Source organism: Streptococcus ilei (assembly GCF_000479335.1).
GTDB classification, from domain to species: Bacteria; Bacillota; Bacilli; order Lactobacillales; family Streptococcaceae; genus Streptococcus; species Streptococcus ilei.
The window spans coordinates 285,799-302,623 of sequence record NC_022584.1; the positions used below are offsets into that span (position 1 = coordinate 285,799).

At 44.6% G+C, this 16,825-nt stretch carries 12 protein-coding genes and 1 pseudogene; 11 read left to right on the forward strand and 2 right to left on the reverse strand.

The annotated features are described in order from the left end of the window. Window positions 1–33: 33 nt before the first annotated feature. The 10 genes and pseudogenes from N596_RS01480 (at window position 34) to N596_RS01525 (ending at window position 14,799) form a co-directional block, all read left to right on the forward strand. On the forward strand, window positions 34–2,445 hold the full coding sequence (locus tag N596_RS01480; RefSeq protein ID WP_023026679.1) for a glycoside hydrolase family 3 protein: 2,412 nt from the start codon (window positions 34–36) through the stop codon (window positions 2,443–2,445). Between the two features lie 241 nt (window positions 2,446–2,686). After that, entirely contained in the window at window positions 2,687–3,865 is a 1,179-nt protein-coding gene (locus N596_RS01485; RefSeq protein WP_023022891.1) for a galactokinase, read from the forward strand. 12 nt (window positions 3,866–3,877) lie between these two features. Continuing rightward, the gene (gene galT, locus N596_RS01490) at window positions 3,878–5,350 is read left to right on the forward strand and encodes a UDP-glucose--hexose-1-phosphate uridylyltransferase (RefSeq protein WP_023026680.1); all 1,473 of its coding nucleotides are present in this window, start codon (window positions 3,878–3,880) and stop codon (window positions 5,348–5,350) included. Window positions 5,351–5,414: 64 nt separating this feature from the next. Continuing rightward, on the forward strand, window positions 5,415–6,413 hold the full coding sequence (gene galE, locus N596_RS01495) for a UDP-glucose 4-epimerase GalE (RefSeq protein WP_023026681.1): 999 nt from the start codon (window positions 5,415–5,417) through the stop codon (window positions 6,411–6,413). A gap of 129 nt (window positions 6,414–6,542) precedes the next feature. Beyond that, the gene (locus N596_RS01500) at window positions 6,543–7,154 is read left to right on the forward strand and encodes a DUF1307 domain-containing protein (RefSeq protein WP_023026682.1); all 612 of its coding nucleotides are present in this window, start codon (window positions 6,543–6,545) and stop codon (window positions 7,152–7,154) included. 127 nt (window positions 7,155–7,281) lie between these two features. Then, window positions 7,282–7,620, forward strand: a pseudogene (locus N596_RS01505) (DUF4767 domain-containing protein); the annotation flags it as partial. A 705-nt stretch (window positions 7,621–8,325) separates the two neighbouring features. Further along, entirely contained in the window at window positions 8,326–10,557 is a 2,232-nt protein-coding gene (locus N596_RS01510; protein WP_023026684.1) for a glycoside hydrolase family 31 protein, read from the forward strand. Window positions 10,558–10,625: 68 nt separating this feature from the next. Then, window positions 10,626–12,233, forward strand: a complete 1,608-nt coding sequence (locus tag N596_RS01515) for an alpha-glucosidase (protein ID WP_023026685.1) — start codon at window positions 10,626–10,628, stop codon at window positions 12,231–12,233. Window positions 12,234–12,557: 324 nt separating this feature from the next. After that, the gene (locus tag N596_RS01520) at window positions 12,558–13,286 is read left to right on the forward strand and encodes an ATP-binding cassette domain-containing protein (RefSeq protein WP_042361040.1); all 729 of its coding nucleotides are present in this window, start codon (window positions 12,558–12,560) and stop codon (window positions 13,284–13,286) included. Further along, complete coding sequence (locus N596_RS01525) at window positions 13,279–14,799, forward strand: ABC transporter permease/substrate-binding protein (RefSeq protein WP_023026687.1); 1,521 nt, start codon at window positions 13,279–13,281, stop codon at window positions 14,797–14,799. Before N596_RS01520 ends, N596_RS01525 begins: the two co-directional genes overlap by 8 nt. Window positions 14,800–14,864: 65 nt before the next feature. Here the strand turns inward: N596_RS01525 and N596_RS01530 are convergent, their stop codons facing one another. Beyond that, window positions 14,865–15,197 carry a hypothetical protein gene (locus N596_RS01530; protein ID WP_023026688.1) on the reverse strand — a complete coding sequence of 111 codons (333 nt, stop codon included), beginning with the start codon at window positions 15,195–15,197 and terminating at the stop codon, window positions 14,865–14,867. A gap of 35 nt (window positions 15,198–15,232) precedes the next feature. Further along, the gene (locus N596_RS01535; RefSeq protein ID WP_042361396.1) at window positions 15,233–15,772 is read right to left on the reverse strand and encodes a TetR/AcrR family transcriptional regulator; all 540 of its coding nucleotides are present in this window, start codon (window positions 15,770–15,772) and stop codon (window positions 15,233–15,235) included. Window positions 15,773–15,909: 137 nt separating this feature from the next. Between N596_RS01535 and N596_RS01540 the strand changes: the two genes are divergently transcribed. Further along, a complete protein-coding gene (locus N596_RS01540) occupies window positions 15,910–16,809 on the forward strand; it encodes a cation diffusion facilitator family transporter (RefSeq protein ID WP_023026690.1) in 900 nt (299 codons plus the stop codon). The last annotated feature ends 16 nt before the right edge of the window (window positions 16,810–16,825 follow it).

Genomic DNA, 16,825 nt, shown 5'->3' on the forward strand with positions numbered 1-16,825 from the left:
GGTACAATATCCATGAGGAAAGGAGGTCGCTTTATGAAAAAAATCATGTATCCATCTGCGGCCCTATTAACGGCTTTTGCTCTATTATCGGTCCAAACAGCAAAGGCAGACACAGCTCAAACACCGGATCAGGTCAATGAACCGGCAGCAACAGTAGAAGAGGTTGTGGCTTCTCCAACTCCAGAAACCTCCACTGAAAATCAGGGAGGGGAAACTGAGACACCGGCTGCGACTGACCGTGAAGCAGTCCCTGCTGCCTCGCCAACAGAAACAACAAGGGAGACAGCATCGCCTGAAGTGGAAAAACTGTTGGAAGACATGCCTCTCAAGCAAAAGGTTACTCAAATGATTATGCCAGACTTCCGTAAGTGGCAGGAGGCAGGCCAGGAGTCGCCACAAGATCTCACGAAGGTCAATGCTGAAGTGGCAGAGGCGATTGATAAGTATGACTTTGGTGGCGTCATTTTATTTGCTGAGAATGTGAAAGAAACCAAACAAACACTTGCACTGACACAAGATATGCAAAAGGCGGCCATTGAAAACAAGGCCAATAATGGGAAGATTCCGCTATTGTTAGCGATCGACCAAGAAGGGGGTATCGTCTATCGATTGGGTAGCGGTACAGCTCTCCCTGGAAATATGGCCATTGGAGCTACCAATGATCCCAAGTTAGCGACAGAAGCTGGTCAGATTATCGGTCGAGAACTTTCTGCCTTAGGTTTGAATGTTGATTTCGCACCTGTATTGGATACGAATAATAATCCACAAAACCCTGTCATTGGGCTTCGTTCCTTCTCCTCTGATCCAAACCGTGTTGCTTACTTAGGAATTCCAATGATGAAGGGAATTCAGGACTACAATGTGGCCGTAGCTGCTAAGCATTTCCCAGGTCATGGAGATACAGCGGTTGATTCGCATACAGGACTCCCCTTGGTGGATAAATCTCTTGCCGAACTTGAAAAATTAGAACTCCTTCCATTTAAGAAAGCCATGGATGCAGGTGTAGACCTCTTGATGACGGCTCATATCCAATACCCACAAATTGAAAAGGATCAGGTTGTGTCAAAGGAAACCGGTGAGAAAATCTATGTTCCAGCGACACTTTCAGATGATATTTTAACAGGCTTGGTACGGAAGAAATACGGCTATAAGGGTGTGATTGTCTCCGATGCTATGGGAATGGACGCTATCGCTAAGAACTTCGGTGAGGTTGAAGCTGTGAAAATGGCGATCAAAGCAGGAGTTGACCTGGTCTTGATGCCAACAACCCTTCGCAGTAAAACTGATTTGACCAAAATTGATACCATTGTTGATGAAGTAGTTCGTGCAGTGCAAACGGGTGACATCTCAGAAGAACGTTTAAATGAGTCCGTTCGTCGGATCCTCACCCTCAAAGAAAAACGTGGGGTCCTAAATTTTGATCCAAGTGCTCGGACGCCTGAAAAAGCAGAAGAAACAGTCGGATCCAATCTGAATCGTGATTTGGAACGCAAGATTGCGGCAGCAGCGGTGACGGTTGTCAAAAATGAAGACAATACCTTGCCATTTAAGGTCCAAAAAGGGGATCATGTCTTACTCTTAGGAGCTTTTGAAAATGAAGTCCCTGGACTAAATTTGGGCATGCGTCGCTTAATAGCGGATGGGGTGCTTCCAAAAGATACCTCCTTTGTGGCGAAGAACTTCACCAAAGCATCCACCCTTGATAGTCTAAAAGAAGACCTAGAGAAAGCAACCCATATCGTGGTTATTTCAGAGATCGGTTATGAGGGGCAACTGGATAAAGATTTCTGGCGGACTAAGATCCCAACAGAGATCATCCAATATGCCAATACCAAGCAGAAGAAGGCAGCTATCCTTTCGATCTCCAAACCTTATGATGTAGCCAACTATCCAGCGGCGAAAGCCATTTTAGCAGTCTATGGAAATAAGGGAATGGATCCAACGGAATCCCTCAGACCAGACAATGCCTTTGGTCCAAATATTCCTGCAGGAGTGGAAGTCATCTTCAATGGCAAGGAACACGTAGGTACCTTACCAGTTGATATTCCAAAAATTGTAGATGGAAAACTGTCGGAAACAGAGTACGCCTACCGCATTGGTCATGGTCTCTTTTATCCAGCACCTGCTCCATTACCGACACCAGAAGCCCAAGATCCAACTCCACCAGCTCTAGATCCAGCTCATCAAACAAAACCAGTAGAGGTTGGAAAGACGGGAACACAGGTCCTTGTTAGCAAGCAAGAAAAAACAAGCCCTCTTGATGGTCCACAAGTCACTCCGATTTCTGTGTCACATGACACGGATCAGGCTCCTGCCACCATTTCAGCAAGCCCTGCATCATCGGTATTGCCAAAGACGGGTCAAACAGAAAAACTTCTATCCCTCATGGGTGTCAGCCTTTTAACCTTCCTTGGATCTTTTGTCTATCCGAGAAAGAAAAATTAAGGGATTTAGTATCTCAATTGGGTGATCTCCCAATTGAGATTTTTTAGTAAAAATTCACTAAGATTAACTTGAAATAGGGAGAAATAAATAGGAATTGAAACAGGACAAAAACCTCTATTGTATGCTTTTTAAAGTCAAAATAAAAATTAAATAAAATTTTACTAAAAATACTTGAATTTTTACTTCTATTCGTATATAATACAGGTATAAAAACGTTTACAAAGAACTAAAGGAGTTTCTCATGACTACATCAATCACGTCTCAATCTCTACAAGAAAAGTTTCAGGCTGTCTTTGGCGAGAAGGCTGATCATACCTTCTTTTCACCAGGACGGATCAATCTGATCGGTGAACATACGGACTATAATGGAGGACATGTCTTCCCGGCAGCCATTACGCTTGGTACTTACGGGGCTGCAAGAAAGCGCGAAGACAAGGTCTTGCGTTTCTTCTCAGGCAATTTTGAAGACAAGGGGATTATTGAAGTCCCACTGGAGAATCTTCATTTTGAAAAAGAGCACAACTGGACCAACTATCCAAAAGGCGTGCTTCATTTCTTACAAGAAGCTGGTCATGTCATTGATAGCGGAATGGATGTCTATGTTTACGGAAATATTCCAAATGGATCAGGCCTTTCCTCTTCAGCTTCCCTTGAGCTCTTAATTGGCGTCATCGCTGAGAAACTATTTGATCTTCAGTTAGATCGTCTCGATCTGGTCAAGATCGGGAAACAAACCGAAAATCACTTCATCGGAGTCAACTCTGGGATCATGGACCAATTTGCCATCGGTATGGGAGCAGATCAACGGGCTATTTATCTAGATACCAATAGCCTAGAATATGATCTGGTACCACTTGATCTCAAAGACAATGTCGTGGTCATCATGAATACCAACAAACGCCGGGAATTAGCGGATTCAAAATATAATGAACGCCGTGCAGAATGTGAAACAGCCGTCTCTGAACTCCAAGAAAAATTAGATATCCAAACCTTAGGGGAATTAGATCTCTGGTCATTTGATGCTTACAGCTACCTGATCAAAGATGACAATCGCATCAAACGAGCTCGCCATGCAGTACTTGAAAACCAACGGACCCTCCAAGCTCGTAAGGCGCTTGAGGCAGGTGATTTGGAAGGCTTTGGCCGTCTTATGAATGCTTCTCACGTATCTTTGGAGCATGATTACGAAGTGACTGGTTTAGAATTGGATACCTTGGTGCATACAGCCTGGGAACAAGACGGCGTCTTAGGAGCTCGTATGACCGGAGCAGGCTTTGGTGGTTGCGCCATCGCCCTCGTCAACAAAGACAAGGTTGAAGCTTTTGAAGAAGCTGTCGGCAAACGTTATGAGGAAGTCGTTGGCTATGCGCCAAGCTTCTATATTGCAGAGGTTGCGGCAGGAACACGGGTGCTCGATTAAAAAGGAGATAGGATGACAGAACAGGTATTAGATGCATTTGTCACAGCTGTTATTGCGGTAAGTGACTACCAAGAGATGGATCGGATCTATCTAAAAAATCGTGTCATGAGTCGCATCGGAGAAGAAGGGCTAGACGCACCAGTTCATAACTCAGATGTGATCGCACTCAAAGAGCAGCTGGTGGAGATCGCTGTTGCCAATAGCAAGATCCAAGATAGCATGGCCGCAAAGGACAGCTTGGGTGCGGAGTTGATGGATTGGATCACCCCCAGTCCTAGTCAGGTCAACCATCATTTCTGGGAGACTTACCGTCATTCCAAGGAGGACGCGATTGCTGATTTCTATGCCCTTTCGAAGCGCAACGACTACATCAAAGTAAAGGCCATTGCGCAAAATATCGCCTTTGAGGCAGAAACTCCCTACGGTTCTCTTGAAATCACCATCAATCTGTCAAAACCTGAAAAAGATCCTAAAGACATTGCAGCGGCTAAACTTGCGAAAGCCAGTCATTATCCAGCCTGCCAATTGTGTTTTGAAAATGAAGGTTATCAAGGTCGCCTAGATCATCCTGCCCGTGCCAATCATCGGATCATTCGTTTTGATATGGACGGTCATGACTGGGGCTTCCAGTATTCCCCTTATGCCTACTTCAATGAACACTGCATTTTCCTCGATAGCCAACACGTTCCTATGGCCATTAGCCGCAAAACCTTTGAGCGACTTTTGACCATTGTAGAGACTTTTCCAGGCTATTTTGCAGGGTCCAATGCAGATCTACCCATTGTAGGGGGATCCATCCTGACTCATGACCATTACCAAGGGGGACGACATACCTTCCCTATGGAGCTGGCTTCTGTTGAGGCTAGCTTTAGCATTGAGGGCTTTGAGGCTGTATCGGTAGGGATTGTCAACTGGCCCATGTCCGTGCTTCGTTTGCAATCAGATGATAAGGCGCAATTGATTGACCTGGCGGACCATATCCTAAAGACCTGGAGAGGTTACTCGGATCCAGCCGTTCAAGTCTTAGCCACATCCGACGGTCAACCCCATCATACCATTACCCCCATTGCACGAATCCGTGATGGGCATTATGAACTGGACTTGGTGCTCCGTGACAACCAAACCTCACCAGAGCATCCAGATGGCATTTACCACCCACATGCGGATGTGCAACACATCAAAAAAGAAAATATCGGTCTGATCGAAGTCATGGGCTTGGCTATCTTGCCTCCTCGGCTTAAGAAAGAGCTCAAGCAGGTCCAAGACTATCTGCTTGAACAAGAGAGCACTGTAGTCAATTACCACCAGGACTGGGCAGCTGACTTGAAAGCCACTCACCCACCCATTACAGAAGAAGCAGAGGCTGAGGCCATTGTCCGTGAATCGGTCGGCCAAATCTTTGCGCGGGTGCTAGAAGATGCGGGTGTCTACAAGCGGACAGCAGAAGGGCAAGCAGCCTTTAGACGCTTTGTCGCGACACTTTAAGTATGGAGAAGACGGGGAAATTTGGTACAATAAGATAGAAGACAAAGAAGCGAAAGGAAAACAAATGGCAATACTCGTACTCGGAGGAGCTGGCTATATCGGTTCCCACATGGTAGACCGCTTGGTCAATGAAGGACAGGAAAAAGTCGTGGTGGTGGATAGCCTGGTCACAGGCCACCGCGCAGCGGTGCATCCAGATGCCGTCTTTTACCAAGGAGACCTGGCGGATCAAGACTTCATGCGCACTGTTTTTAAGGAACATGCAGATATTGACGCCGTCATCCACTTTGCGGCCTATTCCCTAGTCGCTGAATCCATGGCAGATCCATTGAAATATTTTGACAACAATACGGCGGGCATGGTCAAACTCTTGGAAGTCATGCAGGAATGTGGGGTTCACTACATCGTCTTTTCTTCAACCGCAGCCACCTACGGCATTCCAGAAGAAATTCCGATCCTTGAAACCACTCCGCAAAAACCGATTAATCCCTATGGCGAAAGCAAGCTCATGATGGAAACCATTATGCGCTGGGCCGATCAAGCCTATGGTATCAAGTATGTCCCCCTTCGTTACTTTAATGTGGCTGGTGCCAAACCAGATGGATCCATTGGCGAAGACCATGGACCAGAGACCCATCTCCTGCCAATCGTCTTACAAGTGGCCCAAGGCAAACGTGAAAAGATCGCCATTTTTGGAGATGACTACAATACACCAGATGGCACCAATGTTCGGGACTACGTCCATCCATTTGATTTAGCTGATGCCCATCTACTAGCTGTGGAGTATCTGCGTAATGGCAATCCATCTACCGCCTTTAATCTGGGCTCATCGACAGGATTTTCTAATCTTCAAATCGTTGAAGTAGCCCGCAAGGTGACGGGACATCCGATTCCACTTGAGATTGCAGACCGCAGACCAGGAGATCCAGATACCCTGATCGCATCTTCTGAGAAGGCGCGTGCGATCCTCGGATGGCAACCAAAATTTGACAATATCGAAACCATCATCCAAACAGCCTGGGCATGGCATTCCAGCCACCCAGATGGTTACAATGATCGATAAGGAGGGGACTGCGAATATCATTTTTGAGGGTTTTCTTATAACATCTATATCTAGAGTTGTTCTTGCCAAATGACTTGTTTCAGACGTCAGTCATTTCCTTAAACATCATAAAATAGTGAGGGATTCAAAATGAATAAAACTGTAAAAACAGTAGCCATCTTATTGTCAGCTGGTCTTCTCTTAGTTGCTTGTGCGCCAAAAGAGAACCCAAAATCTACCGCTCAAACGTCCACTAAAGCGACGACGAAAGCGACAACTGAATCATCAACTAAAGCAAAGACCAAAGATTCATCAACTAAAACAAAGACCAAAGATTCATCAACTGATGAGGTTAAAGAAGAGGACTCAAGAGCAGGTGCTCAAAAAACAGTCCTTGAAACGAGTGATGAAGCAGGTAAGTCAACCGTAACCTTGTATTACAAGGGAGATACTTTATTAGTACAAGAAAAGGTTGATGATTATAATATTTCAAAAATGGATGGAGATAATCCTCTTGAAGAAATGAAAGAAGCCGTTGCCATAAGCCAAGAAAAATTCAAAGATCTGATGGGGCATGGATTTGAACTAACTTCCGAATACAAAGACGGTATCTTCTATATCTACAATACAATTGATTACACGAAAATCGATTTGCAAAAGCTAAAAGAAATCGTTCCAGGCTTTAATCCTCTAAATGACAGTACAGTTAGTTATTCTGTGACGAAAGAAAGTCTCATTAACAGTGGTATGGTCGAAAAATAATGTTTTAATATTCTAAGCGGTTCTGCACCCCAAAAAGTTAGACAGAAAAACTAACTTTTGGGGTGTTTTGTTATGAAGGTCTCTTTGTTTGTTAGAGCAGGAGGATATCGGAGAAATTTAATGGAACTGGGGGGAAAGACTTGGTCAACCCAATTACCAAAAGGGGATCGCAGGAGGAGATGTGGGGGCTGACCATCTCTATACACTTAGGGATGATGGACCAAGTGAGAAAATGAATGCCGAGTATACGGATACAGGTCTCGGTAATGCCCAGTACCGAATTGTAGAGCGTTATAGCAATTGGGATAAATACCCGGATGTTCATAGTTACTTCTTTGCGATAACCAATACAGGAGAAACGATTGTCTTTCATTCACCGACGACTAATGGTGGAGTCATGTACTTAAAACCAACAGAAAATACAGAAATTCAAACGGAGTTTAAACGTTTGGTGGAAGAAGAATAGTCAATCATAATAGAGAGAGTGGGACAGAAATCGGTCATTCGTTAGAATTCGATTTCGTCGTCCCACCTCCGCACAGTTGAGTAGGGCTGTAAAAGCTGATGAAATCAGCGTAGTAGAGCCCACTCAACCACTGCGTCTTGCTCGACAATCCGCTGTGAGAAAAGTGTTTGAAACATGATTGTTTCAAACACTCGGGAGTTTTAAGACTATAAATTAAAAAGCGAAGTGGCTTAAAACTAATTGAACACGGGCTGCGGACCGTGTCAAAAGCGCAAAATACATTAGTACTAAATCCAAGACACAGTAGCTGATTGAATTCTTCTCTCACCTTTTAGCTCGGAAGAATCCTAATTAGCCTTGTGGGGGCAGGACAACGAAGCAATCCTATACAACAGTGCTTCTGTCCAGCTCCCTATTTTGACTTTATCCGCAGACGCCCTTTGTATCTTGATTTAGTCATGGAACTTCCTGGATTGCTGAAATCATCCACTGGATAATTTCACCTAACGTCCGTCCTCAAGGTCGTCAAGAATCTCTTGATCAATTGGGGAAGTTGATCTTATAAAATTTTAGGAAAGGCTTTGTCAAGTGTTGACAGGCCTTTTTTTGAGTGCTATAGTAAAATCGTAAACGCTTACACAGTAGAACGAAGTAGATGAAAAGAGGGGCAAGTTAGATGCCTTATAAAAAGAGGAGAAAAAACAAATGGCAGGACCAGTGATAGTTGGAGAGCACTACCGAATCTCCGTGTTAACGGAATCTTTGGTGCGCTTGGAATATTCAGAGAATGGTGTTTTTGAGGATGGACAGACGCAAGTTGTGCAAGATAGAGATTTTGGACCAGTTTCTTGTGAGATCACAGAGACCGAAGAGGTCCTCGATCTGCATACGGAGCATCTCCACCTTCATTTTGAAAAGGGACCTTTTGCACCGGATCGGCTTTTTATCGAACTCAAGGGCCAGTATGCAGTCTATGGTAGCCGATGGCACTATGGGGATCGGCCTGAGACCTTAAAGGGGACCAGTCGGACGCTCGATGAGGTCGATGGAGCTATGGAGTTGGAAGATGGGATTTTAAGCAAAGCAGGCTATGCTCTTTTGGACGATTCTGCTTCTTATTTGTATGATGTCGAAAGCGGATTTAGAGCACGGTCATGTCCAGAAGTGGATTTGTATTTCTTCGGTTATGGGCGCGATTATCTAGGGGCCTTGAAAGATTTTTACCATCTGACGGGACAACCACCCCTCTTGCCACGATATGCTCTGGGAAACTGGTGGAGCCGGTATTGGCCTTATACCAGTCAGGAATACACAGATTTGATGGATTGTTTCAAGGCTGAAGGGGTACCTCTAGCTGTCAGCGTGATCGATATGGACTGGCACAAGACGGATATTCCTGCTCGCTTTGGAAGTGGTTGGACGGGCTATAGTTGGAACCGGGACTTGATTCCTGATCCAGCTGCCTTCTTACATGGTTTGCATAAGCGTGGTTTAAAGGTGACCTTGAATGTTCATCCGGCAGACGGAATTCGAGCCTTTGAGGATGCTTATCCCATGGTCGCAAATCGCTTGGGACTCGATACTGAAAAGGAAGAAGTAGCCAGCTTTGACTTTTATAGTCCAGCCTTTCGTGAAGCCTATTTCGAAGATGTCCACCATCCCTTAGAAGATCAAGGAGTGGACTTTTGGTGGATTGATTGGCAACAGGGAAGTCATGGCAAGATGGATCCACTTTGGTTGTTAAATCACTATCATTATCTAGACAATTGTCGAACAGGTCAAGCTGGTCTCATCTTATCACGTTATGGGGGACCTGGAAGCCACCGGTATCCAATCGGTTTTTCAGGGGATACCATTGTGACTTGGGAATCCCTAGCCTTTCAACCCTATTTTACCAGCACAGCTTCAAATATCGGCTACACGTGGTGGAGTCACGATATTGGTGGCCATATGCGGGGTTACTATGATGAAGACTTGGCTCTTCGCTGGTTGCAGTTTGGGGTCTTCAGCCCGATCAATCGTCTCCATAGTTCTTTTAATGCCTTTAACAGCAAGGAACCGTGGTTTTACTCGCCTGAGACCTGTCGCTTGATGAAGCGGTATTTGCGCCTGCGCCACAGCTTACTACCTTATCTTTACACCATGAATGTGGCGACGCATGAAGAAGGACTGCCTTTGGTTCAACCCCTTTATTACCATTATCCAAACCAAGAAGATGCTTATGAGGCTAAAAATCAATATTTCTTTGGTAGTGAACTCATGGTGGCCCCAATTACAGAGGCTCTGGATCCTGTCTTTCATAGTGCTTCTGTGAGTGTTTGGTTCCCAGACGGAGTATGGTATGATTTCTTCCATGATTGGAAGTACGAAGGAAAAGGCAAACTCACAGTCTTTAGAGCTAGCCAGGATATTCCGGTCTTTGCGCGTGCAGGAGCCATCATCCCTATGGATGCACAACCGCAGACAGGGGTAGAGCTTCCAGAAATGCTGGACTGGCATCTCTTCCCAGGTGACAATCGTTCCTTCGTACTCGTTGAAGGAGAAGGAGCTAGCAAGGTTGAAACCCGCCTAACTGTCAATTGGGATGAAAGAAAGATTAGGCTGGATTTAACAGGTGATATAGCCTTCCTTCCTGAAAAGAGACAGCACCAGTTCTTCCTCCATACCTTTGAGACAGCCCCTATCTTAGTGGACAATCACAGTCAGGAAATTGCGATGAGTGAGCTGCGATCACATCCTATTGCCAAAGAAGATCGGATGTTTGAGCTCTTGAAATCAGCCAATCTGGCCTACGATAGGAAGAATGAATTGTTTGTGGCCTGTTCAACAGCCAAGAACTTGAAACAGTTGATGAAGATCATCACACCTTTAGAGGAAGGTTTGCGTCAACGTCTCTTTGAAGTTGTTTATTCCAGTGAAGAGAATGAAGACTTGTAAATTCTTGCAATTTCAACCTTATTTTTATAAGATGAAAGTGATTTCATAAGCATGAAGGAGAAGAAAAAATGGAACAAAAATGGTGGCATAATGCCGTAATTTACCAAGTATATCCCAAAAGTTTCAAGGATAGTAATGGCGATGGGATCGGAGATCTCAAAGGGATCACAAGCAAGTTAGACTACTTAGAAAAATTAGGGATTACAGCCATCTGGCTTTCGCCGGTCTACAAGAGTCCCATGGATGATAACGGCTATGACATTTCAGATTATGAGGGTATTGCCTCCATCTTTGGGACGATGGAAGATATGGAAGAATTGATCGCAGAAGGCCATAAACGCAAGATCAAAATCATTATGGACTTGGTGGTCAACCATACCTCTGATGAGCATGCTTGGTTTATCGAAGCACGTGAAAATCCAGATAGTCCAAAGCGGGATTTCTATATTTGGCGCGATGAACCCAATGGCATAATATCTGCTTTTAGTGGCTCTGCTTGGGAATTTGATGAGGCCTCTGGTCAATATTATCTGCATAACTTTAGCAAGAAGCAACCAGACCTCAACTGGGAAAACGAGGAGCTTCGTCATCAGATTTATGACATGATGAATTTCTGGATTGACAAGGGCATTGGTGGCTTCCGTATGGATGTCATCGATATGATCGGCAAGATCCCAGATCAGGAAATCATCAGCAATGGTCCCATGCTCCATCCTTACTTGAAAGAGATGAATCGCGCTACCTTTGGAGACAAGGATTTGCTTACGGTAGGGGAAACGTGGGGGGCGACACCTGAGATTGCCAAGCAATATTCCAATCCAAAAAATCAAGAATTGTCCATGGTCTTCCAATTTGAACACATCGGTCTTCAATACCAACCAGGGCAACCAAAATGGCACTACGCCAAGGAATTGGATGTGCCTAAATTAAAGGAAATTTTCACTAAGTGGCAGACAGAATTGGGGACAGAAGAAGGCTGGAATTCGCTCTTTTGGAACAACCATGATCTCCCACGGATTGTGTCCACTTGGGGGGATGATGGCGACTATCGGGTCAAATCCGCCAAGGCTTTGGCTATTCTGCTTCACTTGATGAAGGGAACTCCTTATATCTATCAAGGCGAAGAAATTGGAATGACCAATTATCCATTTGAGACCCTTGAGGACGTAGAAGATATCGAGTCAATCAACTATGCCCATGAAGCCTTAGAAAAAGGAGTGCCACTTGAAGTGATCATGGATCAGATCCGCCATATTGGTCGGGACAATGCGCGGACACCGATGCAGTGGAATGATGAAGCAGAAGCTGGCTTTACGACAGGCCGTCCATGGCTTGCAGTCAACCCAAACTATAAAGAGATCAATGTAGAGGCTGCCCTGGCAGATCCAGACTCTATATTCTATACCTACCAAGCTCTCATTGCCTTACGAAAAGAGCAGCCTTGGCTTGTAACGGCTCATTATGAATTGGTGGACGCAGCAGACAAGGTCTTTGCCTATAAGCGGGTAGAAGGAGAGCAAGCCTATTTGGTTGTGGTCAATCTTTCAAGCCAAGAGCAAGAGTTACCGCTGGTTAATGGAGTTGAGAAGGTCATCATTTCCAATACCAAGGTAGAGCAAGTACTTGAATCCGGAAAATTAGCCCCTTGGGATGCCTTCTGTGTCAAGTTGGCCTAATGAAGGTAAGAAAAGAGAGTGGGACAGAAATCGGTCATTCGTTAGAATTCGATTTCGTCGTCCCACCTCCGCACAGTTGAGTAGGGCTGTAAAAGCTGATGAAATCAGCGTAGTAGAGCCCACTCAACAACTGCGTCTTGCTCGACAATCCAAAGACAATTGAGAGGCTGGGACTTTTGTCCCAGCCTCTTTTTCTTATATATAATTTCAAATCAAAATCGTTGACAGATGTAATATCTAGTATTACAATGTTATGATAATGATTACACTCTTATAAAAAGTGGGATAAGAATCTTAGCTTTTAAGAAGATGGTGAGGAAGAACATGATTGAATACAAAAATGTAGTCCTGCGCTACACGGATACTGACATTTTAAAAGATGTCAATCTCCGTATTGAGCAAGGAGAATTTATGGTCTTGGTGGGACCTTCAGGATCTGGGAAAACCACCATGCTCAAAATGATAAATCGTCTTTTGGAGCCGACAGATGGCAATATCTATATGGATGAAAAACGCATCAAGGACTATGATGAACGAGAGTTGCGTCTTTCTACTGGTTATGTTTTGCAGGCCATTGCCCTCTTTCCAAATTTAACTGTCGCTGAGAATATTGCTCTCATTCCTGAGATGAAGGGCTGGAGCAAGGAACAAATTGCCTCTAAAACAGAAGGACTCTTGGACAAGGTGGGTCTGCCCGCTACAGATTATGCTCATCGGTTACCAAGCGAGTTATCGGGTGGGGAGCAACAGCGAATCGGCATTGTGCGGGCCATCATTGCAGAGCCAAAGATTCTATTGATGGACGAGCCTTTTTCAGCCTTGGATGCTATTTCTCGTAAGCAGCTACAGTCTCTCACTAAAGACTTGCACAAAGAATTTGGTATGACGACTATTTTCGTTACTCATGATACGGACGAGGCCTTGAAATTAGGCGATCGGATTGCGGTTCTACAAGAAGGAGAGATTGTACAGGTGGCGAATGCTGAGACCATTCTAGCCCAGCCAGTCAACGACTTTGTTGCGGATTTATTTGGAGGTGCTCACCATGTCTAAACTACTTGCAACCTTCCAAGAACGCTTTGGAGACTGGGTCACTGCACTGGGGCAACATTTGCAACTGTCATTACTGACCTTGCTCCTTGCTATCTTTCTAGCTGTTCCACTGGCTATTTATTTAAGTACTCGCAAGAGAGCGAGCAACTGGGTCCTACAGTTAGCTGGAATCTTCCAGACGATTCCTTCTATGGCCCTTTTAGGGCTCTTCATTCCCATCATGGGGATTGGGACGCTTCCGGCCTTGACAGCTCTGGTCATCTACGCCATTTTCCCCATCCTTCAAAATACCATTACCGGTTTGCAAGGGATTGACCCAAGCCTTGAAGAAGCAGGGGTCGCCTTTGGAATGACCAAGTGGGAACGACTCAAGAAGTTTGAGATTCCCTTGGCCATGCCTGTCATCATGTCTGGCATTCGGACAGCAGCTGTGATGATTATCGGGACGGCTACCCTTGCTGCCTTGATTGGAGCAGGGGGACTTGGTTCCTTTATCCTTCTGGGGATTGACCGCAATAATGCCAGTCTGATTTTGATTGGGGCCTTGTCTTCTGCCTTCTTAGCCATCGCCTTTAACCTGCTTCTCAAATGGATGGAAAATGCCAAATTGCGGACCATCTTTGCGGCCTTTGCTGTGCTAGTTATTGGATTAGGAGCTTCTTATACACCAAGTCTTCTTCCCAAACCGAAAAAAGAAAACCTGGTCATAGCTGGTAAATTAGGTCCAGAACCTGAAATTCTAGCCAATATGTACAAGATTTTGATCGAAGAAAACACGGACATGACAGTGACCGTCAAGCCAAATTTTGGCAAGACCACCTTCCTATATGAAGCTCTGAAAAAAGGGGATATCGCGATCTATCCAGAGTTTACAGGGACCGTGACCGAAAGTCTCCTCAAGCAGGCGCCGCAAGTCAGTCATGATCCAGAAGCAGTCTATCAAGCGGCCCGAGATGGGATCAAGAAACAAGACGATCTGGTCTTGCTCAAACCCATGGCTTATCAGAATACCTATGCTGTCGCAGTGCCTAAGAAAATTGCCCAAGAGTATGGCCTCAAGACCATTTCCGATTTGAAAAAGGTGGAAGGACAACTCAAGGCAGGATTTACGCTAGAGTTTAATGATCGAGAGGATGGGAACAAGGGCTTGAAAAAGGTCTATGGTCTTAATCTACAAGTCTCCACCATGGAGCCAGCCCTTCGCTACCAGGCTATCCAGTCCGGTGATATCCAGATAACAGATGCCTACTCAACGGATGCCGAGCTTGCTCGCTATGACCTCGTGGTCCTCGAAGATGACAAGCAACTCTTCCCTCCATATCAAGGGGCCCCACTCATGAAATCTGAATTACTCGAAAAGCATCCAGAATTGGAAGCTGTTCTTAATAAACTAGCTGGAAAAATTTCAGCAGACCAAATGAGCCAGCTCAACTACCAAGTTGGTGTGGAAGGAAAGTCAGCTAATCAAGTAGCGCGTGAATTTTTGATTCAGGAAGGTATTATCAAGAAATAATTTTTAAAGAATGATTATCTTAGGTTAGGTGTATATAAAAAAAGGATCATTTGATCCTTTTTTTGTTAGAGAAAGGTTAACAAAATCGTAATCACCAGAGCGATTCCAATCCGAATAACATGGTGGACGGGATGGAAGCTTTCTTTGTGCTTGCCATTCCAATAGGCTCCGTAGCAAATCAACCCGCAACCAATCACCCAAAGAGATAGTGCGACAATTGGCAAAAGGAAGTAGAGGATGAGAGAGAAGGTCGCAAGGCCACTTCCGATGAGGAGAAATGTATTTCCTAGAGTGTGATTCCCTTTTTTAACTTCAGTAAGAGAAGCCAATAAGTGAAGAAGAGCAAAAGCAAGGGCTAAGAAGGCTGTAAAAAAGCCGAGAAGAATGGGGAGGAGCATAAGATTCCCTTTCTAACTAGAATAATAATATATTTTTATTTAGTTGTCATTTCCATGACGTCTAAATAAAAGCTAACAACTTCTTGCTCGTTATAAGATTTCCCTTTTTTCAACCACCAAGTCAGAGTTTCGATGAAGTTAGTAACGACAAAGTGCTTGAGGTAAGAAGTGGGAATCCTAGGATGGGCTGTTTTTAAATCATCCGCCACCATCGGAAAGACATGGGCTTCTAATTCCTTATGGAGTTGACGGAGAAAATAGTCATTTTTGGAGAGAAGGAGGCTGGTCACGTGATCTTGGTTTTCTCGGAAATGAAGAAAGATGTGAGCCAAGTAATCTTCTGCCGAGACATGAGCTTCTCGTTCAAATAAATGATGGAAGAGGTAGTGGCAGAGTTCGTCTAGCAAGAGCTCCTTGCTCTCATAGTGACTGTAGAAGGTAGAGCGTCCCACATCTGCCAGATCAATAATATCTTGAACAGTCGTCGCTTGGTAGCCTTTGCTATTTAACAGTTGTAAGAAGGCTGTATAGATCGCTTTTTTTGTTTTAGCAATTCGTCGATCAGTTTGGCTCATATAGACAATTTGAACAAACTGTTCAATAACGTACACAGAGAACGGTTTGCTTCTATCCTTTCTAAATAGAGTGGGGGATAATACTAGTGAGAGAATCATCTATTCCCATTATACCATATACCAAAGGAGGTCAAAAATTGAGTTCAAAATTTGCCGTTTGGCTAGCCTTTCTCTTAAATTTTAGCTTTGCCATTATCGAATTTATCTTTGGTGGTCTCTTTGCCTCCAGTGCGATCTTAGCGGATGCCGTCCATGACTTGGGAGATGCCTTGGCTATTGGCATTTCTGCTTTTCTAGAAAGTATCTCTAACCGAGAGGAGGACAGTCGCTATACCTTGGGCTACAAGCGTTTTAGTCTCTTAGGTGCCATCCTGACGGCAGTCATCCTCATTACCGGTTCCACTCTCGTTATTTTAGAAAATATCAGCAAATTCATTGAGCCCCAAGTAGTGGATCATGAGGGCATGCTCTGGTTGGGCGTCATCGCCATTGCTATCAATTTAATGGCTAGCCTCATTGTCCGGAAGGGGCAGACCAAGAATGAATCCATCCTGAGTCTCCATTTCCTTGAGGATACACTAGGGTGGCTAGCTGTGATTGTCGTCGCCATTATTTTGCGTTATACGGACTGGTATTTCCTTGATCCTCTCTTGTCGCTTGTCATTTCCTTCTTTATCTTGTCAAAAGCTCTTCCACGTTTTTGGAGCACCCTTAAGATTTTCTTGGATGCTGTGCCAGAAGGGGTAGATATCAAGCAAGTTAAGAATGACTTAGAGCAGTTGGACAATGTCGCTAGTATCAATCAGCTTAATCTATGGACCATGGATGGTTTGGAAAAAAATGCCATTGTTCATGTTTGTCTCAAGCAGATAGAAGACATGGAAGAGAGTAAAACAGCTATCCGTCATCATCTAAAGGACATTGGCTTTCATAATATTACCATTGAAGTGGATAGCGATCAAGATAGTCATGCCTGCCATAAACGGGATATCCATGCCATAGAGAGTCAGAGCGGACATGATCATCACCAGCATTAAGGTTTGTTTTTAAACT